The sequence below is a fragment of the Elusimicrobiota bacterium genome (assembly GCA_026388095.1).
In the GTDB taxonomy this organism is placed as follows: domain Bacteria; phylum Elusimicrobiota; class Elusimicrobia; order UBA1565; family UBA9628; genus UBA9628.
In genome coordinates, this window is record JAPLKL010000005.1 from 12,895 (window position 1) to 32,969 (window position 20,075).

Genomic DNA, 20,075 nt, shown 5'->3' on the forward strand with positions numbered 1-20,075 from the left:
GCTAGAAGCCCTCTCGGCAGCGGGGGTCCATGGCGTCGAAGAGGAACAGCTTCGGGCCGGTGCTGCGCAGGGAGAAGCCCCAGCGCTCTTCGCCCCACAGCGGCGGGTTGGGCGTGTATGCCAGGAGGAACGGGCTGTCCTGGCCGCTCGGATCGTAGGCCAAGAAGCGTAGCAGCGCCGTTTCCGCCATGAGCTTGTTAGGCATCTCCACGCACTGCCCCACGAGCCTCTCGCCGTCGGCAAGGCGCAGACAACGGCGGAAGGTCGCGGAGACCTGAGAAGCCTCGACGAAGGCGAAGGCGTCGGTCAGGCCCCGCACCGACAGCCGCGCGCCGAAGTCCATCTTCATCTGGATCTGCTCAGGCCTGGGGTCCTGTCGGAGCAGAGGGTTGGGGTCGTCGTCGAGGGCGAAGATGAACGCGCCGCTCTTGATGTCCGAGACCGTCGCGGACTTGACCGGGTCGCCCAGTCTGGAGTAGGTCCCTTCGTTGACCTCATTGGGAAGGGGCAGGTATCTGGCCTGCGACCCTTCGATATTGAAGTCCGTCCTGACTTTGATGCCGATGATGGGCGATCCGACCGCGCTGCGCGGCCCTCTGAGCAGGGCCGCGCGCAGCTTGACGGGCCTGTTCTTCCGGCAAGCGCCGCCGTAGGTGGCCGAAGTCCGGGCCACCGTGAAGAGCCCCGAGCCCCGGCTGCCCACGACCAAGAAGCGGGTCCCCAAGTCGAGGGGAGACGTCTGGCGGGACTTGGTCGGTCCGGGGTCCTTGTCGAAGATGACCCACTGCCCAGCGGTCTCGTAGACCGGATAGATGCCCTTGGACCCGTAGGCCTCCTGAGCCCGACCGGGTGCGGCGCAGGCCAGCACCAGGGCGGTCAGCAAGGCGCGCATGCTTTTTAGGATACCAAAAAAGGGGGCTCAAGGCGGCAGGGAGAGGGAGCGCGGCGCATGAGGCTTGGCCTTGGCCGGCATCTGGGCCTCGCTCCAGCGTCCCAGGACCGTCCCACTGCGAGCGTCGAAGAGCCAGGCCCCGTCCCCCGGCGTGATCATGGCCACGCGCTTGCCGTCCGCGCTGTATTCCATATGCGTCCCGGTCCCGGGGTGGATGAGGCCCTCCGCGCGCCGCTCCCCGAAGAGGCGGTAGCCCCAGACCTCGCCTTCGTGCAGCATGAACCATACGTCGTCGCTGCGCCACCACCAGCGTTCTGCGTGCCACAGCCAGGTGGGTTCGTCGGGCGCGGTCCACGCCCACCAATTCTTGCCGGATTTCTTGAGCCAAAGCCAGCCGCCGTCGTGCTGCAGGCCCCAGGCCGTCCCCTCATGGTAGGCGGGTTCGGGCCCGGAGTGCCAATGCGGACCGATCTTACGGCAGTCCGCGGCCGCCCCTGCCGGAGGCCGCACATCCTCGAGAGCCGTGGCCTCCGCGGGAGACTGGATCACGGGTCTGCCGTCGGGGCCCGTCCTGGGTGTGTCGCGGGCCAGGCGGCTGAAGTCCGGCGCTTGGCCCGCGGTCTTCGGGGGCCGGATGGCGTTGATGCCCAGGACCTTGGACAGCAGCACGGGGCGCAGCCGCGGCGGCTTGATGCTCATGGTCTTGCGCGCGATCTTGGCTTTCGGCTTAGCCTTCGGTTTGGGCCCAGCCTTGAGCTTGTGCGCACCCTTGGCCCTGAGATCGGCGCGCGGGAGCGCGGCGCGCCTGGTCGAGTCGCTCAGCGCGTGCCGCGACTGACGGCTGGAGGCGCGCGGAGCCCCCGTCAGCGCTGGCGCGGAGGCCCGAGCAGCGCGTATGCGGCGCAGCAGGTCTGCCATCCGGCGCGAGAGCTTGTCCGGCGAGAAGGTCTGGGCGGCATTCTCTTGGGGCCTGAAGACCTGCCCCGCCGGCCCTGCAGCTCTCAAGGACCGCCCGTTCGGGAAAGCATCGGCCTGCTTCAGCGGCGCTGACGCCCGCGGGCCGCCGTCCTTGGAAACGCGGCGGTAGGTGGCCGGGAGATCCTGTGCGACGGGCACGGCCGCCGTCTCTCGCTTCGTCACTCCCCAATAGGCGCGCCAGGGCGCCTGGATCAGTTCCCCTCCGGCCGGAGCCGCGCGCCAGGGCCCGTCGGCGACCGCGTCGCGGACCGGCTCGCCCGCCGGATCGGATCGCGTCCGGGCCTCGTCCGACGCCTCGTCGGAGGTCGGGTCCTCGGCCTCATCGCTGGGCTCGGTCCGTCCTGGGGGAGCTGACGCGGCGGCTGTCGGGCCCTCTGCCGAGGATGCGGAGTCGGGCGTCTGCGCGGCGATGACCGGGCCCAGCCGGGGGATGTCCTGCGCCGGCCAGAACAGGGCAGCCGCCACGGCGCCGAGGCAGGCGACGCAAACCGAGGACCTGGTGAGGCGAGAGATGTGTCGCAGCATGATGGCATGGAGATTTTGACGCGCTCTCCCGGGTCCCGGCAGGGTCCGAGGTCCCAGGAGGACTTGGGTCTCCCGGCCCCCGATCCGGGCCGCGGGCCTGGCGAAGACTTGAAGATGTAACAGGGCGGCCGTATACTGAGTCCGCCATGGAGCCTTACCATATCTGGCGGGAGGAGTACCGTCGCGAGGTGGAGAAGGTCCTCGATGAGATGCGCGCCGGCAAGGATGAGGCCTCGCCCGGCCCCGTTGTGATAGACTTGGTCGACGGGATCATCCCCCCCTCCAAGGTGCACAAAGAGCTGCAAGCGGCCTTGGCCGACGCCGCGTCCCTACGGAGGCGGGTCGAGGAGATGACCTCCGGGCTCGAAGCCAAGTCCCGTGAGCTGGAAGCGGAGCTGCGCCGCCGCGGCCGCCTCAAGGATCTCGCCATCAAGCTCCATCTCCAGGTGGACGCCCTCGAGCGCGAAGCCGAGGAGGCGCGTCATGGGGCGCAGGAATGCGGAGACGAATCCCGGCGGTCCGCCGAGGCCGCTCAGCAGGCGCAAACCCGGCTCCAGGAGGCCCTGCAAGAGCTGGAGGCCGAGCGGCAGCGCACCCGGCAGGCCCAGGTCCGGGCCGCCTCCTTCCAGAGCGGCATCGACGATCTGCAGATGCAGCTCGACGCCAAGGGTCGCGAGCTCAGCACCCTGCAGGCGCGCGCCGACGTCGCGGAGCAGGACTTCCGGGAGCGCCTGCAGCGTTTCGAGGCCAGGGGCATAGAGCTCGAGGGCGGGCTCGAAGAGGCGCGCCGGAGGGCCGCCGGGGTCGACGCCCTGGAAACGGGCTACCGGCGTCAGCTCCAGGAGGCCCGGCAGGCCCAGGACAGCTTGGAGGCACGCCTGGAAGCCGCGCTCAGGCAGAACGACGAATTGCGCCAGCAGGCCACCCAGACCCGTCGCGAGGCCCTGAAGCTCGAGGACGAGGCGGCGCAGCGAGCCCTCGATGAGGGGCGCGCGCTGCAGGCGGCCGGGCTGCGCCAGCAACAGGAGACGGAGCGGGCCCAGCGTGAGTCCGCGGCGCGCCGGGCCGAGGCCGAAGAGCTGATGGCCGAGGCGCAGCGCCGCGAGGCGGCCGCCGAGAAGTCGCTGCTCGATGCCGATCAGGTCAAGGCCGCGTCCGCGGAGGTCGCCAAGGCCCTGTGCCGCGAGAGTGAGCGTCTGCGCGACGAAGCCATGGGCGGGAAGGAGCGGCTGCGGGCCGAGTGCGAGGCTGGGCGAGCCCAGGCCGAGGCGGAGGTGCGGACGGAATTGGAGAGCCTGCGCCTCCGGCTGCGCCAGCTCACCGAGTCCCAGGCCGCGGCCGAGACCGAGCGAGAGCAACTGCGCGCGGAGCTCGTCAAGCAGAGGCAGGAAGGCGTCGAGAAGCAGGACCGCATCGCTAGCCTGCTCAAGCAACTTGAGGAGACCGCCAGCCCGATGGCGCCACCCGCCTTGTCTGCGCCGCCCGCGGCAGCCGTGGCGGTTCCCCACGCCACGGGCGGTCAAGACAGCGCCGCTGCCGCGTCGCCGCGGCGCGGGCTGCGGGCTTGGATCTTGCTTGGTGCTGCGGCGTTGATCCTGTTTTCGGGGTGGTGGTTCGGAAAGCCCTTGGGAACTGCCGGGCGGGACTATCCCCTTCCTTTCGCCCGGCCCGGGGCCTTGGCATGGCAGGGAGACATGCTGTGGGTCGCAGACCCGCAAGCCCAGGCGCTGCATAGATTCAAGCTGGAATCGGGCCGCCTGCGTGAGGATCGCAGTTTCCCCCTCCCCGGATCGCGCGTCGCCGGCTTGGCCGTGGCCGGGGGCGCGCTCTACGTGGCCGACGCGGGAGCTAATGAGATCCAGAAGCGCCGGGTCGACGATGCCCTCACTTTGGATAAGTCTTGGCCCGTGGCGGCCCAGGACATCTCGGCTTTGGCCAGCGACGGCAAGAGCCTGTTCGCGGCCTTCTCCAAGCCGGGGCGCATCCGACAGTATGCGCTCGATGAGAACCTTTCCTTCGTCAACACTTTCTTCGGCCCTCCGAACCCGGTGGGCATGGCCGTAGAAGGCGGCGCGCTCTGGACGGCGGATGGGGACTCCCGTCTGCTCCTGCGCTACAGCGTGGACTCGGCGCTGAGCCTCAGGGAGACCCGGGCCGTGCCGGGCCTCGGACCAGGCGCCCTGTCCGGCTTTGCGCTGCGCCGTCGCGCCGTCTGGTTCGTCCAGGACGGCCGGGCCCTGGTCCTGGAGCGGCCGCTGGCCATGCTGGAAGACCGCGCCCTGACGGATATCCCCGCCGAGGCTCCAGCCGCTCCACCCTCTCCCGCCCCAGGACCCTGATCGGCACTCCTTATCGGTTACGGTTATTTCCCTATTAAGGTCTTGGCTGACCCGCCGGAATTTGATATCATCATTGGCCTCAGAGGGACCGACAGTCCCGATTTGGCGTCAATCCAGAAGGAGTCAGGGAGGATAAGCACAGCGGATGATCAACGTATCCATGAAAGCCATGTTGGAAGCCGGAGTCCACTTCGGCCATCAGACCCGGCGCTGGAACCCCAAGATGGGCCGTTTCATCTTCGGCGAGCGCAACAGCATCCACATCATCGACCTGCAGAAGACGGTCAAGGAACTCAAGAAAGTCTACGCGTGGGTGCGCGACCAGGCGGCGGCGGGGAAGTCCTTCCTGTTCGTCGGCACCAAGAAGCAGGCGCAGGAGATCCTGCGCGCCGAGGCTCAGCGCTGCGGCGCGGCGTACGTCTCCGACAAGTGGCTGGGCGGCACGCTCACCAACTTCATGACCATCCGCAAGTCCATCAAGCGGCTCGAGGAGCTCGAGAAATGGCAGTCCGACGGCATCCTGGCGGTCATGCCCAAGAAGGACGCGGCCCGCGCCGGCAAGGAGATGGCGAAGATGCAGAAGGTCCTGACCGGCATCCGCGCCCTGGCCCGCCTGCCCGACGTCATGTTCGTGGTGGACCCCGTTGAGGAGGACCTCGCGGTCGCCGAGGCCCGGCGCCTGAACATCCCCATCGTGGCGGTCTGCGACACGGACTGCGATCCGGACCTCATCGACCACCCCATCCCGGGTAACGACGACGCGGCCCGCTCCATCAAGCTCTTCTGCGGCCTCATCGCCGACGCCGTGGCCGAGGGTACGGCGGCCTACGCCGCCGCCCAGACGGCCGCGTCTATGAGCGAGGCCGAGGCGGCGATGCTCGCCGCGGAGGGCGCGGCCGCGGAGGGCGGCGCCGCACCCGAGGGCGGTGTGGCCGCCGCTCCGGCCGAGGAACCCGTCGAGGAAGGCTTGGCGGCCTGGGAGAAGGAGATGCGCCCCGCCGCGGCCAAGGCTAAGCCCAAGCCCAAGGGCCGCACCAAGACTCGGGTCATGACCGAGATCGTGGAGGAACTGGAATGATCACCATGACCCCCGAAGAGATGAGCCGGCTGATCCGGGATCTGCGCGAGAAGACGGGCGCGGGCATGACGGCCTGCAAGAAAGCCCTGGAGGCCGCCGACTGGAAGCTCGACGCGGCCTTGACCGCACTGCGCAAGCAGGGGCAGGCCGACATGGCCAAGCGCTCCGCGCGAGCGACCAAGGAAGGCGCCGTGGCCCACAAGGTGCTGGGCAAGAGCGGAGCCATCATCGAACTCAACTGCGAGACGGATTTCGTCGCGCGCACGGATGAGTTCAAAGCCCTGGCCCAGTCCCTGGCCGACAAGGCCTGCGCGGGAGAGATCAAGCAGCCCTCCGACGCCGCGCCCTTGGTCGAGGCCGTGCAGGCCAAGATGCGGGAGAACATGACTTTGCGGCGGCTGGAGCGCTTCAGCCTGTCAGGCGAAGGCGTCGTCGCCGGCTACATCCACCTCGGCGCCAAGAACGGCGCCCTCATCGAGATCGCGACGCCGGACGCGGCGGTGGCCGCGAACCCGGCCGTGGCCGAGCTCGCCAAGGAGCTCCTCCTGCAGATCGTGGGCTTCAACGCCAAGTATCTGCGGCGCGAGGAAGTCCCGGCCGAGGAGATCGCCAAGGAGAAGGAGATCCATACGGAGACGCTGCGCAAGGAGGGCAAGCCCGAGGCCGCGATCCCCAAGATCGTGGAGGGCAAGATCAACAAGCTCTTCTACCAGACCTTCTGCCTGCTTGAGCAGATGAGCGCGCGGGACGGCAAGACCCCGATCGCGAGCATCATCAAGGACGCCTCGGCCAAGGCCGGCGGCGAGCTCAAGGTCGTCCGCTTCGCCCGCTACACGCTCGGCGGATAATGCCCAAGACCCGGCGAGTCCTGCTCAAGCTCTCGGGGGAATCCCTGGGCGGACGGGCCACGCGCGGCATCGACTCGGAGTCCTTGCTGCGCATCGCGGCCCAGGTCAAGCGCGCCTGGTCCCAGGGCATCCAGATCGGCGTGGTGGTGGGCGGCGGCAACATCTGGCGCGGCGCCCTGGACCGGGGCCACGCCATCGGCCGCGTCACGGCCGACTACATGGGGATGCTCGCCACCGTCATCAACGCGCTGGCCCTGCAGGACGCCCTGGAGGACCTGGGCGTGCAGACCCGGGTGCAGACCGCCATCGAGATCTCCAAGCTCGCCGAGGCCTACATCCGCCGGCGAGCCATCCGGCATCTGGAGAAGGGGCGCGTGGTCATCTTCGCGGGCGGGACGGGCAACCCTTACTTCACCACGGACACGGCTGCGGCCCTGCGCGCGGTGGAGATCGAGGCGGACGTGCTCCTCAAGGCGACGCAGGTCGATGGGGTCTACGATGACGACCCCCGGACCAACCCCAAGGCCAAGCGGCTGGTGCGCGTCACCTTCATGGAGGCCATCCGGCGCCGGCTGCGCGTCATGGACGCGACGGCGCTGACGCTGTGCATGGAGAACCGCATGCCGATCGCGGTCTTCGACGTGGCCGTCCCGGGCAACATCGCCCAGGCGGCGGCCGGCAAGAAAGTCGGAACCTGGATAACGGAGTAAGACCATGCCGATCACCGAAGCGATCAACGGAGTCGTGGGCAAGATGGAAGAGGCCATGAAGGAGCGCATCACCCGGCTGAGCCGGGACTTCTCGGCCCTGCGCACCGGCCGCGCCAACCCGATGCTCCTGGAGGGCGTCAAGGTCGAGTACTACGGCCAGATGGTGCCCTTGAAGCAGGTGGCCGCGGTCTCGGTGCCCGAGGCGCGTACCATGGAAGTCCGGCCCTGGGACCCCACGGTCCTCAAGGCCCTGGAGAAGGCGCTTTCCCAGGCGGACTTGGGCAGCGCGCCCCAGAACGACGGCAAGCTCATCCGGATCAACCTGCCCCAGATGAACGAAGACCGGCGCAAGGAAATGGTCAAGGTCGTCAAGAAGATGGGCGAGGAATCCAAGGTCGGACTGCGCGGCGACCGCCACGAGGCGCTGGAGAAGCTCAAGAAGGCGCAGAAGGCCAAGGAGATGAGCGAGGACGACCTCAAGCTCATGGAAGCCAAGGTCCAGAAGTCCATCGACGCGTTCTCCAAGCAGGTCGACGAGGTCGTCGCCGGCAAGGAAAAGGAAATCACGACGGTCTAGCGCCGTCCCCGGGCGAGCGCTCCCGAAGGGAGCGCTCGCAACCGGCGACCGAAGGTCGCCGGAGCTGTTTGATAAGGAACTCCTTGAAGACCACATCGGCCTCGTCTCTCGACCGCTCCCGCCTGCCCCGGCACCTGGCCATCATCATGGACGGCAACGGCCGTTGGGCCAAGGCCAAGGGCCTGCCCCGGCTGGCCGGGCACAAGGCCGGGGTGGATACCGTACGCGAGATGGTCAAGGCCTGCTCCGAACTGAAGATCCCGATCTTGACGCTCTACGCTTTCTCCACCGAGAACTGGGCGCGGCCCCAGGACGAGGTCACGGACCTCATGGGGCTGCTGGCCTTCGCCTTGCGCCGAGAAGCCGACATGCTGCACAAGAACGACGTGCGCCTCAGCGCCATCGGCCACCTTGAGGGCCTGCCCCAGAGCGTGCGCTCCGAGCTCGAACGCGCCATTGAGCGGCTCAAGGACAACACGGGCCTGCACTTGAACCTGGCCCTGAACTACGGGGCGCGCCAGGAGATCGTTGACGCCGTCAACCGCCTCATCGCCGAGGGCCGCAAGTCCATCAGCGCTGAGGAGCTCTCCGGCGCGCTTTACACGGCCGGCATCCCCGACCCGGATCTCGTCATCCGGACTTCGGGCGAGATGCGGGTGTCTAATTTCATGCTCTGGCAGATCGCTTACTCCGAGCTCTATGTGACCCCGGTCTTCTGGCCCGACTTCAGCCGCGAGCATCTTTACGCGGCCTTGGCTGAGTACCAGCGCCGGGAGCGGCGGTTCGGGAGGCTCTGAGTGCTGCTGCCGCGGGTCCTGACGGCCGCGGTCGGCATCCCGCTGCTGCTCTATCTCATCCACGCGGGCGGCCTCGCCTGGGCGGGCTTCACCGCCGCCGTCTGCATCCTGTGCGTCTATGAATACGGGCTCATCCTGGCCGCGGGCGGGCGGCCGGTGCAGCGCTGGGTGCTGCTCTTGTGCGCAGCGGCCCTGGCGCTCAGCGTGGCTTTGGGCGGGCCGAGCCAGGCCGTCCTGACCGCGGTGACGGCCGCCATCCTCCTGCGCGAGATGTTCAGCCGGGTGCACTCTTTGGAGCGGCTCGCCTTCACGCTCCTCGGCGCGCTGCTCCTGGGCTGGATGCCGGCGCATCTGGCCCTCATCCGCGACTTGCGGCCGGACGGGGAGAAGCTGACCTACATGCTTTTTGCGACGGTCTGGCTCATGGACACCGCGGCCTACTTCGGAGGCCATGCCTTCGGCCGCCACAAGTTGGCCCTGGGCCTGAGCCCGAAGAAGACCTGGGAAGGGGCCGTGGCGGGCTTCATCTTCGCCGTGGGCGCGATGTATCTGCTGCAGCGTCTGCTGGCTCCGGCGGGCTTGGGTCCGCGCGGGGCCCTGGCCATGGGCGCGCTCATCGGCGTCTGCGGCCAGCTCTCGGACCTGGCCGAGTCCTTGGTCAAGCGCGCCGTCGGGGCCAAGGACTCCGGCAATCTGCTTCCCGGCCACGGCGGGGTCATGGACCGGTTCGACTCCTTCATCCTGGCCGCCCCGGCCGTCTACTACTTCCTGACGCTCAAGTAGGCCGTTTCTCCCCCACTGGCGGTCTCCCTCTCCCGCGTCTTGCGCCACGGCTTGCGGTAGGGCCGGGCCTCCCGGACTCGGCCAAGCGGGCCCGGTAGCAAGATGGGTTCGTAGCCCAGGGCTGCGAAGATCGCAGAGATGGTGCTCCAGTTGAAGTCCGCCCCAGCCTCGATGCGGGAGAGCCGGGCTTGGGTGATGCCGGCCTTGTGCGCAAGCTGGCCCTGGGTGAGATGCTGGCGGATCCTCAGATACCACAGCTGTCGGCCCAAGGTCCAGGCTGCCCAAGGTCCGATGGAAGAATCAAAATTCCGATTGATTAACTCAAAAGGTTCAGGCGCCTCGAGGGCTTTCCGCAGCTCTGCAAGGATCTCTGATTGGCTCAGTCCCATAAGATTATGTCCTCGACGATATTATCACCCGTTGCGCACCGAGTGTTTATGTCCTGCAGAATATAATCACTTTCACAGTGGAAGTGATTATATCGGGGACGACATATCGGGTGTCCACTCCCTACTAAATATACGAGCTGGGCCTGAAAAAGTTCCAGGCCTTCGGGTGGCTCAGGGCTTGAGGAAGGTCCCCTTGCCGCCGGTCCCGAGGACCGCCTGGCAGAGGTTCCGGCCGTCCTTGGCGCAGCGCAGGATGCGCGCGGAGCCGGCGCGGCCGTGGCTGAGCAAGGCGAAGAGCTTCTCCACCTTCTTGCGCATGCCTCCGGTGACGTCCGGGGCGTGGGAGCCGCGGATTACGCCGAAGAGCTCCTTGATGTTGGCGCGGCTGATGGCGGGGATGGTCTTACCGTCGTGCCCAAGGACCCCGTCGGTGTCCGAGACCATCACGATGCGGTCGAAGTGGATGCGGCGGCTCAGGGCTTCCAGCAGGGCTTCGGTGGAGGCGATGGTAAAGCCCCTCTTGGAATCGAGGATGACGTCGCCGTGCAGGACGGGGACCTGTCCTGCTTCCAAGAGCGCCTGGATGCTGGATATGTCGAGGCGGCGCACGGCTCCGCTTGCGGCCCGAGCTACGGCGAAAGGCGAGACGGTGACGGGGTAGAGTCCCCCCCGGTAGCAGTGCTTCAGGAAAAGCTGGTTCATGTGCGTCATGGACTCGCGGATCTTGTAGAGGCCTTCCCAGCCGTGCCTGGGATGCACGCCCGCGACCGCGCCGTACTTCTTGGCCAGGATGTGTCCGTAGGAGCCGGCCCCGTGGCCAAGGACCAGTCGGATGGGCCGGCCCTTGCGCGCGGAGGCGTCCATGGCTTTGCGGATGGCACGGGCGGCCGCGGCGATGCGGGCGCCGTTGAGGCTGTCCGTGACGGTCTTGTCCGTGATGAACGAGCCGCCGAGCTTGACGAAGACGCTAACAGGCTTCAAAGATGACCTCCTGATCCTTGACCCTCACCATGGCGCCGTCTTTGAGCGCCGAGAGGTCGATGCTGTCGACGGTGGGGATGGAGCCGATGATGGCGCCGACGGCCACGATGGTGTCGCACTCGGAGAGGATCATGGCCGCCGGGGCTTTGCCGGTCTTGCGCAGGGCGTAGAGGATGTAGGAGCCGACCGTGCTGCCCTTGGCGCGCGGGAAGACCAAAATTCGGCCTTTGACGCATTTGCCGTCGAGGGGATGCCCGGCTTCGCGGTAAACACCGGTCTTGGGGTCGAGGTGGCCGAAGAGGCCCAGCGGAGCGTCGGACTTGAGCACCTTCCCCGCGCCGGTGCCGCTGAAGATGAGGCGGCCTTTCAGCCCTCTTCTAGGCATCGGGTGCCTCCTTCCAGAAGCCTCTGAGCGCGGCCTCGACGTTCTGCTCCAAGGAGCCGAAGTACACGCCGGCCCCATGATGGGACGGCAGATAGAAGGCCGCCTTGGCGGAATCCGTGGCCACGGTATGGATGCCGAGCTCCTGGAGCGGCGCCACCACGATGCAGGTGTCCGCCACCAAGGTCGCGCCGCAGCGCCCCAGAGCCGCGGCCACGCCGGTCTCCCCGGCGTGCTTGCGCACGTCCTCGGCCACGAATATCCAGAAAGGGACCTTGGCCTTGCGCCAATTCAGGAGCCTCAAGATGCGAGTCAGGTCCTCGGGCGAAGCGTGCGGACAGCCCACCGCCACCACGTCGAGCTTGCCCTTGCCGCAGTTCAAGGCCCGGCGCCCCTCGTCGAGACTGTCGACCACGCTCTTCTGTTTCGCGGCCTTGGCCAGCTTGGAGCCCTGCGCCGCCGCCTCCGGAGTCACGCAGTCCAGATGATATAAGCCCACCGAGCCCGAGGCGGCCATGCCCGCGCCCAAAGCCTTGAGCCAGGTCAAACGCTCAGGCCCGGCCGGCGGCGTCGTGCCCGTGAGGAACGGGACGCCCCCGTTCTTGTCCGACGAGACCAGACGCCCTACAAGATAGCCCAATGCCCCCGCATCCGCGGCCGCGGGAACCAGGCATCTCACCTCGATGACGCGGGTGGGCAGACGCCCTTCGTCCGTGTGCAGGGTGTGCCGAGGCGTCAGCCCGGTCAAAGCCGCGGCGATGGCGGAAGGCCCCCCCTCGCGGTTGGTGCGCGCGCCCAGCACGGAGTTGGCGAAGCAGACGGCCGAAGACTCGGCCCAAGCCACATGCTCCCCGAGCTTGGGAGTCACTCCCACATGGTACGGCGTGCAGGTCAACGATGGCCTGATGCCCAGCCCTTCCAAAGCCTTGATCACGCGCTCCTGCTTGCGCACGTATGCGGCGGAGAATCCCAGGCTCTTCCAAATCCGGCGGTCCGAGCCGCCCGGGTTCATGGTGGCGGGAACCACGGCTTTGGAGCCCATCGCCGCCCACTCCTCGAGGAAGGCCAGCCCGTGCTCGCCGATGTTCCCGTAGCTGACGCCCGAGACCTGCACCGAGCCGACCGGGACCATGTCCCGGGCGCCGTGGATGCGGCCCAAGGCCTCCAGGATCTCCATGGCCTTGGCCGCGCCCTTGCCTTTCTTCATTCCGCAACTTTCTGGAAGAGCGACAAGTCGCCGGACTTCACCGTGGCGTCGAGGCCCAGCTTCGCGCTGCGGCTCTTGCCCCCCTCCACGTGCCGCGCCGAGGGGTCCAAGGAGCTGGCCGGCTGGTCCTTGAGGATGAGAGTGTCGGTGTCGGCCTGGAAGCGCGTGGCCAAGGCCCACTCCACCTCGGCCGGGTCCGAGATGTCCACGTCTTCGTCCACCACGACGCAATGCTTCAGCGAGCGGTGGGCGCGGAAGGCCGATTCCAGGGCCTTAGGGCCGTCCTCGGCGCGCTCCTTGGATATCCTCACCGCGGCGTGCAGCCAGGAGCAGCCTCCCGGCGTGATGCGCACGTCCACACAGCGGCAGACCTTATTGACCTCGCGGTAGATGTCGAGCTCCTTGGGGATGCCCATCAAGGTCTTATGGTCGAGCTTCCCCGGGACGATGGCGTAGTGGATGGGGTCTTTCCTGCACGCCACCCGCGTGATCTCGAAGACCGGCTGCTGGCGTACGAAATCCATTGTGCCAGTGATGTCCACGAACGGCCCCTCGGGCCCGCGGTCGCCCGTGAAGCGGCCCTCGATGACCATCTCGCAGTCATCGGGGACCTCCAGGTCCACGGTCTTGCAGCGCGACAAGCGCACCGGGCCGAGGTTCGCGGCCAGGTCCAACTCGCTGACGTCCGGGGCCGGGGACAGCGCCGCGGCGAAGAGCACGTGCATGGGAGCGCTGACGCAGATGGCGGCCTCGGCCTTGCCGCCCAGGCGCTTGAGCGCGGTGTCCGTGCCGCGGTTCTCCACCACGCGCACCGTGCCGCGCGAAGGCTCGGACATCATGAGCCGGTGGTAGGAGGCGTTGACGCCCAGCTCCGGGTCTTTGACGATCCAGACCCCGGCGGTCAGGTAAGGCCCGCCGTCGCCCTTGTAGTAGGTGAGGAAAGGGAGCTTCCCCCAGTCCTTGCGGGGAACTTCCACCTCGCCGTAGACCTCGCCGGTGCTCGCGGCTTTCGCCCCTTTCTCCAGGAGGCTGTCCAGCTCGAAGAGGAACTTCTCCGGGGCGACGCCCAAGCGGCGGGCCAGCGTGTCCCGGTCCGGAAGGATGTTGGCCAGGACCTGGGAGCCGCCCGCATCAGCGAGGAGGACCGGCTTCGGCTCGGCCTTGCGGATGAGCGCCGAGGCTTCCAGGAAGAGCTTCGCCTTCTTCCTGACCGGGCTCAACTTCGCCGCGATGGAGCGCAGGTCCAGGCTCATCGCTGCCCCCAGCGGCGCATCAGCTTGTTCTCCACGCCCAGCAGGTCCAGGATCTTCGCCACGAAGAAATCCGTCATGTCGTCGACGGTCTTGGGGCCGTGGTAGTATGCGGCGCAGGGCGGCATGATGATCGCCCCGCCGCGCTTGAGGGCCGCCATGTTCTCTATCGCGGCCAGAGAGAGCGGAGTCTCCCGGGGCACCACGACGAGCTTGCGGCCCGTGCGCAGCATGCCGTCGGCGGCGCGGACCAGCAGGTTTTGGGCGTAGCCCGAGGCCATGGCGGAGAGGGACTTGACCGAGCAGGGGGCCACGACCATGGCGTCGACCAAAAAGGATGTGCTGTTGAGCGGCGAGGCCGAGTCGTCCTCCGCGTGCACGACCGCGCCCTTGGGGAAGCGGAAATCCTTGCCGACCTCGTGTCGGATGACTTCCCGGGCCGCGTCGGTCACGATGACGTGCACCTCTCGGCCCGCGGTCAGGAGCTCCTCCACGGTGCGTATCCCTATGATGACCCCGGAGGCCCCGGAGATCCCGACCACGAACCGTTCAGTCTTCTTCATGGTCGCTCACCTCCGTCAGGAACGTGGCGGCCGCGCCGGCGGCCTTGAGGGCGCGCTGCGCGCGCTTGGCGCAGAGCGGGTCGTCCGTGAGGGCCGCCATGCACCCCCCGCGCCCCGCGCCGCTGAGCTTGGCGCCCAGCGCGCCCGCGGACCGGGCCGCGCCGACCAAGGCGTCGAGCTCGGGCGAGGACACCCCGAGGCTTATGAGCAGCTCCTGATTGCGGTCCATGAGCCGGCCGAGCTCGCTCCAGCGGCCGGCCTGGAACGCCTCGGCGCCCGGCCCGGCGAGACGGCCGATGTCCTTGAACAGCGCGTCGTAGCGGGCCGGGTTCGTGCCGCGGGCCCGGGCCACCTCGGCCACGATCTCCGCGGTGCGATGCCTTTTGCCCGTATGCCCGACGACCAAGAAGCCGCGGGTCCGGGGCGCGGAGAGGAACCGGGCCGGAGTCCCCTTCCTGAACAGGATCGGCCGCCCCAGCGCGATGACGGTGTTGTCTATGCCGCTGGGCTTGCCGTGGTGGAGCTTCTCTATCTCATAGACCAGCTCGGAGAGGACCTGCGGGGTGTAAGGGACGCGGAAATAGCGGAAGATGGCCCGGAAGGCGGCGGCCGTGACCGCGGTCCCGCTGCCCAGCCCGCAGCCCGAAGGGATCTCCGAGCGCACCGAGAGCTTCCAGCCCCGGGTGGGGACCACGGGAAAGCGCCTGACCGCGGCCTGGATGATGCGGGAGAAGGACTCGGCCTCGGGCGGGGGCGCGGACATGCCATCCCAGCGGATGTCGTAATCCGTCAGCTCGACGGCCACCGCCTGGCTCGGGGCCGCCTGGCAGACCTTGGCTTGGGCCCTGGGATCTTTCAGGGGCACGGCCAGGGCGGCCTCGCCGTAGACCACGGCGTGCTCCCCCAGGAGGATGAGTTTCGAGGCGGCTTCCGCGGATTCGCAGCGCAAAGGCTATTGGCCGTCGTTCTCCGGGGTGTCCTGCTTGTGGGCGATCATCTTCTTGAGGATCTCCTTGGCCCGGTCGAAGCGGATGCGGCCTTCCTGTATCATCTGGTTGGCGACCGCGATGGCCATATCCCCGATGGCGCCGGCGGAATAGGCGACATTGCGGGCGTGGAGGGTCATGTGCCCCTCCTGGATGCCTTCCGTCACCAGAGCCTTCAGAGCGGCCAGGTTCTGCACCAGCCCCACCGTGGCCACGACCTCGGCCAGCTCGCGGCGCGAAGGCATGCCCATCAAGCGCAGCAGGAGCTCCACGCCGGTGTGCAGCTTCGACACCCCGCCCACCACTCCCACGGCGATAGGCAGCTCGATCTCGCCGATGAGCTTGCCGTCCTCGAGGCGGTACTTGGAGAGCGACCGGTAGCGGCCGGTCTTGGCCGCATAGGCGTGCGCGCCCGCTTCCACGGCCCGCCAGTCGTTGCCGGTGGCGATGAGCACCGCGTCGATGCCGTTCATGATGCCCTTGTTGTGAGTGGCGGCCCGATAGGGGTCCGCGTCGGCGAAATGGTAGGCCTTGACGATGCGCTCGGCCACGGCCTGCCCGTCGAAGGTCTTGCTCTTGAGGCAGGCCGGGTTGAGCTCCACGCGGGCGCGGACCAAGGACTTGTCGCAGAGGTTGGAGATGATCTGGCAGACCACCTCGGCCTTGGCGATCTCTCCGAGGATCGGCCCGAGGGTCTCGACCATGGTGTTGACCGCGTTGGCGCCCATGGCGTCCACCACGTCCACGGCCAGATGCACGATGAGCATGGTGCCGCTCTCGGTCTCCAGGCGCCGCGTATAGAGGTCGCGGGCCCCGCCCCCGAGGTTGACCAAGGTGCGGTCCTGCTTGTTGGCCAGCAGGAGGAGCCGCTCCTTGGCTTCCGCGATGTCCTTGACGGCCTGGTCCGGGTCGTGCGGATGGACCAGTTGGACCTGGCCTTCCATGATGGCGTGGGAGGCGTTGGCGGTCAGCTTGCCGTTCTCCCGGATGAGCTTGGCCAGGTTGCTGCAGGCCGCTACGATGGAGGTCTCTTCCACGGCCATGGGGATGACGTAGTCCTTGTCGTTGATCCGGAAATTGACCGCGACACCCAAAGGCAGGCCGAAGACGCCGATGACGTTCTCGACCATCACGTCGGCCTGCTCGGCGGTCAGGCTCTCGTTCTTGAGTATCCACTTCTCCTTGGTGGTCAGGGGGTACCAGTCCGCGAGCTTGTCCAGGCGCTCCCAGACGTCGAGGTTGTAGAAGCCGGGGAAGCGCGAGGTGCGCAGCATCTTCTTGTCGGCGGGCGGCTCTATCTTGGCTTTCGGCTTCGGTTGTTGATCCATTCTCTCAATTGTCCTGTGATCACGGGCTTGTGCCTCTTCAGGGCCGGGATATCCCGGGCCCCGACCAGGAGCATGACGGCCTTGAGCTCCGCGATCACGTCTTGCAGGCAGGCCAGCGCGCCGCCGTAGCCGCCGCGCCTATAGGCGCGCAGCACCGGCAACGCCAAGCCCACCACGTCGGCGCCGAGGACGAGGCATTTGGCGGCGTCCAGGCCGTCGCGGATGCCTCCCGAAGCCACGAGCTCGAAGCCCAGAGGGGAGGTCTCCCAGAGCGACGCGGCCGTGGGGATGCCCCAATCGTCGAGCCACGACCGCTGCGCCGGGTCGACGCCTTTCCTGAGGTTCTCCACCCGCGGCCAGGACGTCCCGCCCGCGCCCGCCACGTCCAAGGTCCGTACGCCTGCGGCCTTGAGACGGCGCGCCACCTCCCGGGAGATGCCGCAGCCGGTCTCCTTGACCATGATCTTTCCGGGCATGCGGCGGGTCAGGGACCTGAGGGTCTTGAGGCCGCCGATGAACCGCTTGTCGCCCTCGGACTGGCTCAGCTCTTGGGCCGGGTTGAGGTGGATGGCCAGACCGTCGGCCTGTATGCTGGCGACGAGTCGTTCCACATCCGAGGGGTCCGCGGCGGCGGCCTGCTGCAGGCCGATGTTTCCCAGGATCGGGATGTCCGGAGCGAAGCGCCGGAGGGCATAGGAGCCGATCAGGCCGGGGTCCTCCAGCATGGGGCGCTGGCTGCCCAGGCCGAAGGCGATGCCCAGTTGCTGGGCGACTTTGGCCAAGTCCCGGTTGAGAGCCTGGGCCGCTTGGAGCCCGCCCGAGATGGCGGTGATCATGAGAGGCGCGCGCAGAGGCCTGCCCATGAACCGGGTCTCGGTGCTGATCTCATCGAACGAGACCTCGGCGAGGGCGGCATGCACCAGCCGGATATGCTCCAGCCAGGTGCTCTGGCGCCGGAACTCCACGTCCATCTCAGTGCAGATTCGGAGATGGTCCGCCTTGCGGCCCTGGCTCATGCACCTCTATTTTCCCATTTTTCCGACCTGCCGTCAAAGCTTAGCCCGGCGCTCGCGCCGCTTTTGGTACAATGTCGCGGGTACTTTGATGAAGCGCATCGCCATCCTCGGCTCCACCGGCTCGATCGGCCGCAACGCCCTGCGCGTGGTCGACGCCATGCCCGGGCGCTTCCGTGTCGTCGGCCTGGCCGCGCATTCCAACGGGGAACTGCTCTTCCGGCAGGCTTTGCGCTACAAGCCCGCCATGGTCTCGCTCTTCGAGCCCGCCGCCTCCGAAGGCCTCCAGGGCCGGCCTCACGGCTGCCGGCGCCTGCCCTCCGGGGTCGAGGGCCTGGTCGAGATGGCCTGCCACCCCGACGTGGACCTGGTCCTGACCAGCCTGGTCGGCGGCGTGGGCTTCGCCCCCCTCCTGGCGGCGCTGCGCGCGGGCAAGACCGTGGCCCTGGCCAACAAGGAGCCCATGGTCATGGCCGGCGCCCAGTTCATGCGCGAGGCCAAGCGTTGGGGCGCGCGCATCATCCCCGTGGATTCCGAACCCTCCGCCGTTTTTCAATGCCTCAACGGCTCGCCGGGGGGAAGCGTGCGCCGCGTCCTGCTCACCGCTTCGGGCGGCGCCTTCTACGGGCGCCGGGGTTCTCTAGATCGGGTCCGGGTCGCCGAGGCCCTGCGCCATCCGACCTGGAAGATGGGCCGCAAGATCACGATCGACTCGGCGACGCTGATGAACAAGGGCTTCGAGACCATCGAGATCATGCACCTCTTCGGGCTCGGGCACAAGGCCATCGAGATCGTGATCCACCCCCAGTCCATCGTGCACTCGGCCGTGGAGTTCTCCGACGGCTCGGTCCTGGCCCAGATGGCGCCCCCGGACATGCGGCTGCCCATCCAATACGCCCTGGCCTACCCCGAACGCGCCGCCGCGATCGTCAAGAGGCTCGATCTGGCCGCGGCCGGCGGCCTGACCTTCTCGCGGCCTGATTTCCGGCGCTTCCCCTGCCTGGCGCTGGCCCTCGAGGCCGCGGCGGCCGGCGGCGGCATGCCCGCGGTGCTCAACGCGGCCGACGAGGTCGCGGTGGACGCCTTCACGGCCGGGCGCATCCGTTTCACGCAGTTGGCGCGGGTCGTGGAAAGGACCATGCGGTCCTTCCGCGGCGGCCGCGGGCTGCCCGGCTTTTCCGAGGTCGTGGAGATCGATCAGTGGGCCCGGAGCAAGGCCCAGGAGGCTTGCACCCGGCTATGAACACCCATAATGTCGTGAGTTTCATCCAGTCCGTGGCGGCGGTGCTGCTCACTTTCGGCCTGGTCATATTCCTGCACGAGCTGGGACACTTCCTCATGTGCCGGCGGCTCGGCGTCCGCGTCGAGAAGTTCGCTTTCGGCATGGGACCCGAGCTCTTCGGCATGACCCAAGGCGAGACGCGCTATTCTCTCTGCGCTTTCCCCGTGGGCGGCTTCGTCAAGCCCGCCGGCGAGGAGCTCGAGACCTCCACGGGCAAGCCCGACGAGTATTACGGGCAGGCTTGGTACCGGCGTCTGGCCATCGTCTACTCCGGGCCGCTCATGAACTACGTCCTGGCCTTCCTCCTTTTCACCGGCGTCATCTACCTCAAGGGCCTGCCCGAGTACGGCGACAAGCCCGTCATCGGGAACCTGGTGACGGGCTACCCCGCGGACCGGGCCGGCATCAGGATCGGCGACGAGATCCTGGCTTTCAACGATCAGCCCATCACCGTCTGGAAGCAGCTCTCCGAGGGGATCCATGCGCTGCCCCAGCGCGAGGTGACGATCCGCTACCGCCGCGACGGCAAGGAGTCTGAAGCCCGGCTGACCACCAAGAGGGACGAGGCCACCGGTTACGGCGTCATCGGCATCATGCCCGAATCCGTCTACAAGCCGGTCGGCCTGCTGACCGCCGCCTGGGAAGGCGCGGCCCAGTGCTACAATTTCACGGCCGTCACGGCCAAGACCATCGCCTCCAAGATCTACCATCGCCAGCGCCCGGACCTGGCGGGACCCGTGGGCATCGCCCAGATGGTCAGCCGCGCCGCGCATTCCGGCTGGGAGGACCTGGTCTTCCTCATCGGGTTCATCTCCGTGGCCATCGGGTTCTTCAATCTCCTGCCGGTGCCTCTGCTCGACGGAGGCCACGCCGTCCTTTATTTATGGGAAGGGCTCTCCCACCGCAAGCTCACCCAGGAGCTCATGACCCGGGCCAACAGCGTGGGATTCGTGCTGCTCGCCCTGCTCATCATCTTCGCCACCTACAGCGACGTGGTGCGCCTGCGCGACGAGCACGCCGCCCGGCGGGAGCAACCCGTGGAGGCCGCGCCCTAGCAGAGGTCCGGCCGGCTTGCTATCGGCGGTTGACAGGGTCCGGAATGGCTTGATATAATCTCATCGTAGCCTGAACACGAAAGTGGCTGCAGTCAAGCCACTTTTTTTATTG

Annotated in this window: 19 protein-coding genes and 1 pseudogene; 9 read left to right on the plus strand and 11 right to left on the minus strand. The window is 67.8% G+C overall.

The features are described from left to right. Nucleotide 1 precedes the first annotated feature (1 nt). Together NTY77_00580 and NTY77_00585 are read right to left on the minus strand one after the other, a co-directional pair. Nucleotides 2-892, minus strand: a complete 891-nt coding sequence (locus NTY77_00580; protein ID MCX5793975.1) for a hypothetical protein — start codon at nt 890-892, stop codon at nt 2-4. Between the two features lie 27 nt (nt 893-919). Then, nucleotides 920-2,395 carry a hypothetical protein gene (locus NTY77_00585; GenBank protein ID MCX5793976.1) on the minus strand — a complete coding sequence of 492 codons (1,476 nt, stop codon included), beginning with the start codon at nt 2,393-2,395 and terminating at the stop codon, nt 920-922. Between the two features lie 146 nt (nt 2,396-2,541). Between NTY77_00585 and NTY77_00590 the strand changes: the two genes are divergently transcribed. The 7 genes and pseudogenes from NTY77_00590 (at nt 2,542) to NTY77_00620 (ending at nt 9,527) form a co-directional block, all read left to right on the plus strand. After that, nucleotides 2,542-4,734 carry a hypothetical protein gene (locus NTY77_00590; GenBank protein MCX5793977.1) on the plus strand — a complete coding sequence of 731 codons (2,193 nt, stop codon included), beginning with the start codon at nt 2,542-2,544 and terminating at the stop codon, nt 4,732-4,734. A 145-nt stretch (nt 4,735-4,879) separates the two neighbouring features. Beyond that, nucleotides 4,880-5,551 (plus strand): annotated as a pseudogene (rpsB, locus tag NTY77_00595) (30S ribosomal protein S2). A gap of 257 nt (nt 5,552-5,808) precedes the next feature. Beyond that, the gene (gene tsf / locus NTY77_00600) at nt 5,809-6,660 is read left to right on the plus strand and encodes a translation elongation factor Ts (protein ID MCX5793978.1); all 852 of its coding nucleotides are present in this window, start codon (nt 5,809-5,811) and stop codon (nt 6,658-6,660) included. Beyond that, the gene (gene pyrH / locus NTY77_00605; protein MCX5793979.1) at nt 6,660-7,370 is read left to right on the plus strand and encodes a UMP kinase; all 711 of its coding nucleotides are present in this window, start codon (nt 6,660-6,662) and stop codon (nt 7,368-7,370) included. Before tsf ends, pyrH begins: the two co-directional genes overlap by 1 nt. Nucleotides 7,371-7,374: 4 nt before the next feature. Further along, nucleotides 7,375-7,947, plus strand: a complete 573-nt coding sequence (gene frr / locus NTY77_00610; protein MCX5793980.1) for a ribosome recycling factor — start codon at nt 7,375-7,377, stop codon at nt 7,945-7,947. An 83-nt stretch (nt 7,948-8,030) separates the two neighbouring features. Beyond that, nucleotides 8,031-8,744, plus strand: a complete 714-nt coding sequence (locus NTY77_00615; GenBank protein MCX5793981.1) for an isoprenyl transferase — start codon at nt 8,031-8,033, stop codon at nt 8,742-8,744. Further along, on the plus strand, nt 8,745-9,527 hold the full coding sequence (locus tag NTY77_00620; GenBank protein ID MCX5793982.1) for a phosphatidate cytidylyltransferase: 783 nt from the start codon (nt 8,745-8,747) through the stop codon (nt 9,525-9,527). Here NTY77_00620 and NTY77_00625 read toward each other — a convergent pair. From NTY77_00625 to fni, 9 genes are all read right to left on the minus strand, one after another. Beyond that, complete coding sequence (locus NTY77_00625) at nt 9,506-9,796, minus strand: helix-turn-helix transcriptional regulator (GenBank protein MCX5793983.1); 291 nt, start codon at nt 9,794-9,796, stop codon at nt 9,506-9,508. The genes NTY77_00620 and NTY77_00625 overlap by 22 nt on opposite strands. A 291-nt stretch (nt 9,797-10,087) precedes the next feature. Then, on the minus strand, nt 10,088-10,897 hold the full coding sequence (locus NTY77_00630) for an isopentenyl phosphate kinase (GenBank protein ID MCX5793984.1): 810 nt from the start codon (nt 10,895-10,897) through the stop codon (nt 10,088-10,090). After that, nucleotides 10,884-11,282 (minus strand): DUF126 domain-containing protein, encoded by a 399-nt coding sequence (locus tag NTY77_00635; protein MCX5793985.1) that lies wholly within the window; start codon nt 11,280-11,282, stop codon nt 10,884-10,886. Before NTY77_00635 ends, NTY77_00630 begins: the two co-directional genes overlap by 14 nt. Then, nucleotides 11,275-12,486, minus strand: a complete 1,212-nt coding sequence (locus tag NTY77_00640) for an aconitase X catalytic domain-containing protein (GenBank protein ID MCX5793986.1) — start codon at nt 12,484-12,486, stop codon at nt 11,275-11,277. Before NTY77_00640 ends, NTY77_00635 begins: the two co-directional genes overlap by 8 nt. Beyond that, nucleotides 12,483-13,739: a UbiD family decarboxylase gene (locus tag NTY77_00645; protein ID MCX5793987.1), complete on the minus strand. Its 1,257-nt coding sequence runs from the start codon at nt 13,737-13,739 to the stop codon at nt 12,483-12,485. The genes NTY77_00640 and NTY77_00645 overlap by 4 nt, the downstream gene beginning before the upstream one ends. Further along, entirely contained in the window at nt 13,736-14,299 is a 564-nt protein-coding gene (locus NTY77_00650) for a UbiX family flavin prenyltransferase (protein ID MCX5793988.1), read from the minus strand. Before NTY77_00650 ends, NTY77_00645 begins: the two co-directional genes overlap by 4 nt. Further along, nucleotides 14,286-15,248, minus strand: a complete 963-nt coding sequence (gene mvk / locus NTY77_00655; GenBank protein ID MCX5793989.1) for a mevalonate kinase — start codon at nt 15,246-15,248, stop codon at nt 14,286-14,288. The genes NTY77_00650 and mvk overlap by 14 nt, the downstream gene beginning before the upstream one ends. Before the next feature lie 3 nt (nt 15,249-15,251). After that, nucleotides 15,252-16,613 (minus strand): hydroxymethylglutaryl-CoA reductase, degradative, encoded by a 1,362-nt coding sequence (locus NTY77_00660; GenBank protein ID MCX5793990.1) that lies wholly within the window; start codon nt 16,611-16,613, stop codon nt 15,252-15,254. Next, nucleotides 16,580-17,629 (minus strand): type 2 isopentenyl-diphosphate Delta-isomerase, encoded by a 1,050-nt coding sequence (gene fni / locus NTY77_00665; protein MCX5793991.1) that lies wholly within the window; start codon nt 17,627-17,629, stop codon nt 16,580-16,582. Before fni ends, NTY77_00660 begins: the two co-directional genes overlap by 34 nt. An 88-nt stretch (nt 17,630-17,717) precedes the next feature. On the opposite strand from fni, the gene dxr reads away from it, so the two are divergent. Together dxr and NTY77_00675 are read left to right on the plus strand one after the other, a co-directional pair. Then, the gene (gene dxr / locus NTY77_00670) at nt 17,718-18,869 is read left to right on the plus strand and encodes a 1-deoxy-D-xylulose-5-phosphate reductoisomerase (protein MCX5793992.1); all 1,152 of its coding nucleotides are present in this window, start codon (nt 17,718-17,720) and stop codon (nt 18,867-18,869) included. Further along, nucleotides 18,866-19,963 (plus strand): M50 family metallopeptidase, encoded by a 1,098-nt coding sequence (locus tag NTY77_00675; protein ID MCX5793993.1) that lies wholly within the window; start codon nt 18,866-18,868, stop codon nt 19,961-19,963. The genes dxr and NTY77_00675 overlap by 4 nt, the downstream gene beginning before the upstream one ends. Nucleotides 19,964-20,075: the final 112 nt, after the last annotated feature.

Excerpts from the sequence above, each read along its gene's own strand:
- NTY77_00580 (MCX5793975.1), bottom strand. The coding sequence starts at position 892 with ATGCGCGCCTTGCTGACCGCCCTGGTGCTGGCCTGCGCCGCACCCGGT.
- NTY77_00585 (MCX5793976.1), bottom strand. The coding sequence starts at position 2,395 with ATGCTGCGACACATCTCTCGCCTCACCAGGTCCTCGGTTTGCGTCGCC.
- NTY77_00590 (MCX5793977.1), top strand. The coding sequence starts at position 2,542 with ATGGAGCCTTACCATATCTGGCGGGAGGAGTACCGTCGCGAGGTGGAG.
- tsf (MCX5793978.1), top strand. The coding sequence starts at position 5,809 with ATGATCACCATGACCCCCGAAGAGATGAGCCGGCTGATCCGGGATCTG.
- pyrH (MCX5793979.1), top strand. The coding sequence starts at position 6,660 with ATGCCCAAGACCCGGCGAGTCCTGCTCAAGCTCTCGGGGGAATCCCTG.
- frr (MCX5793980.1), top strand. The coding sequence starts at position 7,375 with ATGCCGATCACCGAAGCGATCAACGGAGTCGTGGGCAAGATGGAAGAG.
- NTY77_00635 (MCX5793985.1), bottom strand. The coding sequence starts at position 11,282 with ATGCCTAGAAGAGGGCTGAAAGGCCGCCTCATCTTCAGCGGCACCGGC.
- NTY77_00640 (MCX5793986.1), bottom strand. The coding sequence starts at position 12,486 with ATGAAGAAAGGCAAGGGCGCGGCCAAGGCCATGGAGATCCTGGAGGCC.
- NTY77_00645 (MCX5793987.1), bottom strand. The coding sequence starts at position 13,739 with ATGAGCCTGGACCTGCGCTCCATCGCGGCGAAGTTGAGCCCGGTCAGG.
- NTY77_00650 (MCX5793988.1), bottom strand. The coding sequence starts at position 14,299 with ATGAAGAAGACTGAACGGTTCGTGGTCGGGATCTCCGGGGCCTCCGGG.
- NTY77_00660 (MCX5793990.1), bottom strand. The coding sequence starts at position 16,613 with ATGGATCAACAACCGAAGCCGAAAGCCAAGATAGAGCCGCCCGCCGAC.
- fni (MCX5793991.1), bottom strand. The coding sequence starts at position 17,629 with ATGAGCCAGGGCCGCAAGGCGGACCATCTCCGAATCTGCACTGAGATG.
- dxr (MCX5793992.1), top strand. The coding sequence starts at position 17,718 with ATGAAGCGCATCGCCATCCTCGGCTCCACCGGCTCGATCGGCCGCAAC.
- NTY77_00675 (MCX5793993.1), top strand. The coding sequence starts at position 18,866 with ATGAACACCCATAATGTCGTGAGTTTCATCCAGTCCGTGGCGGCGGTG.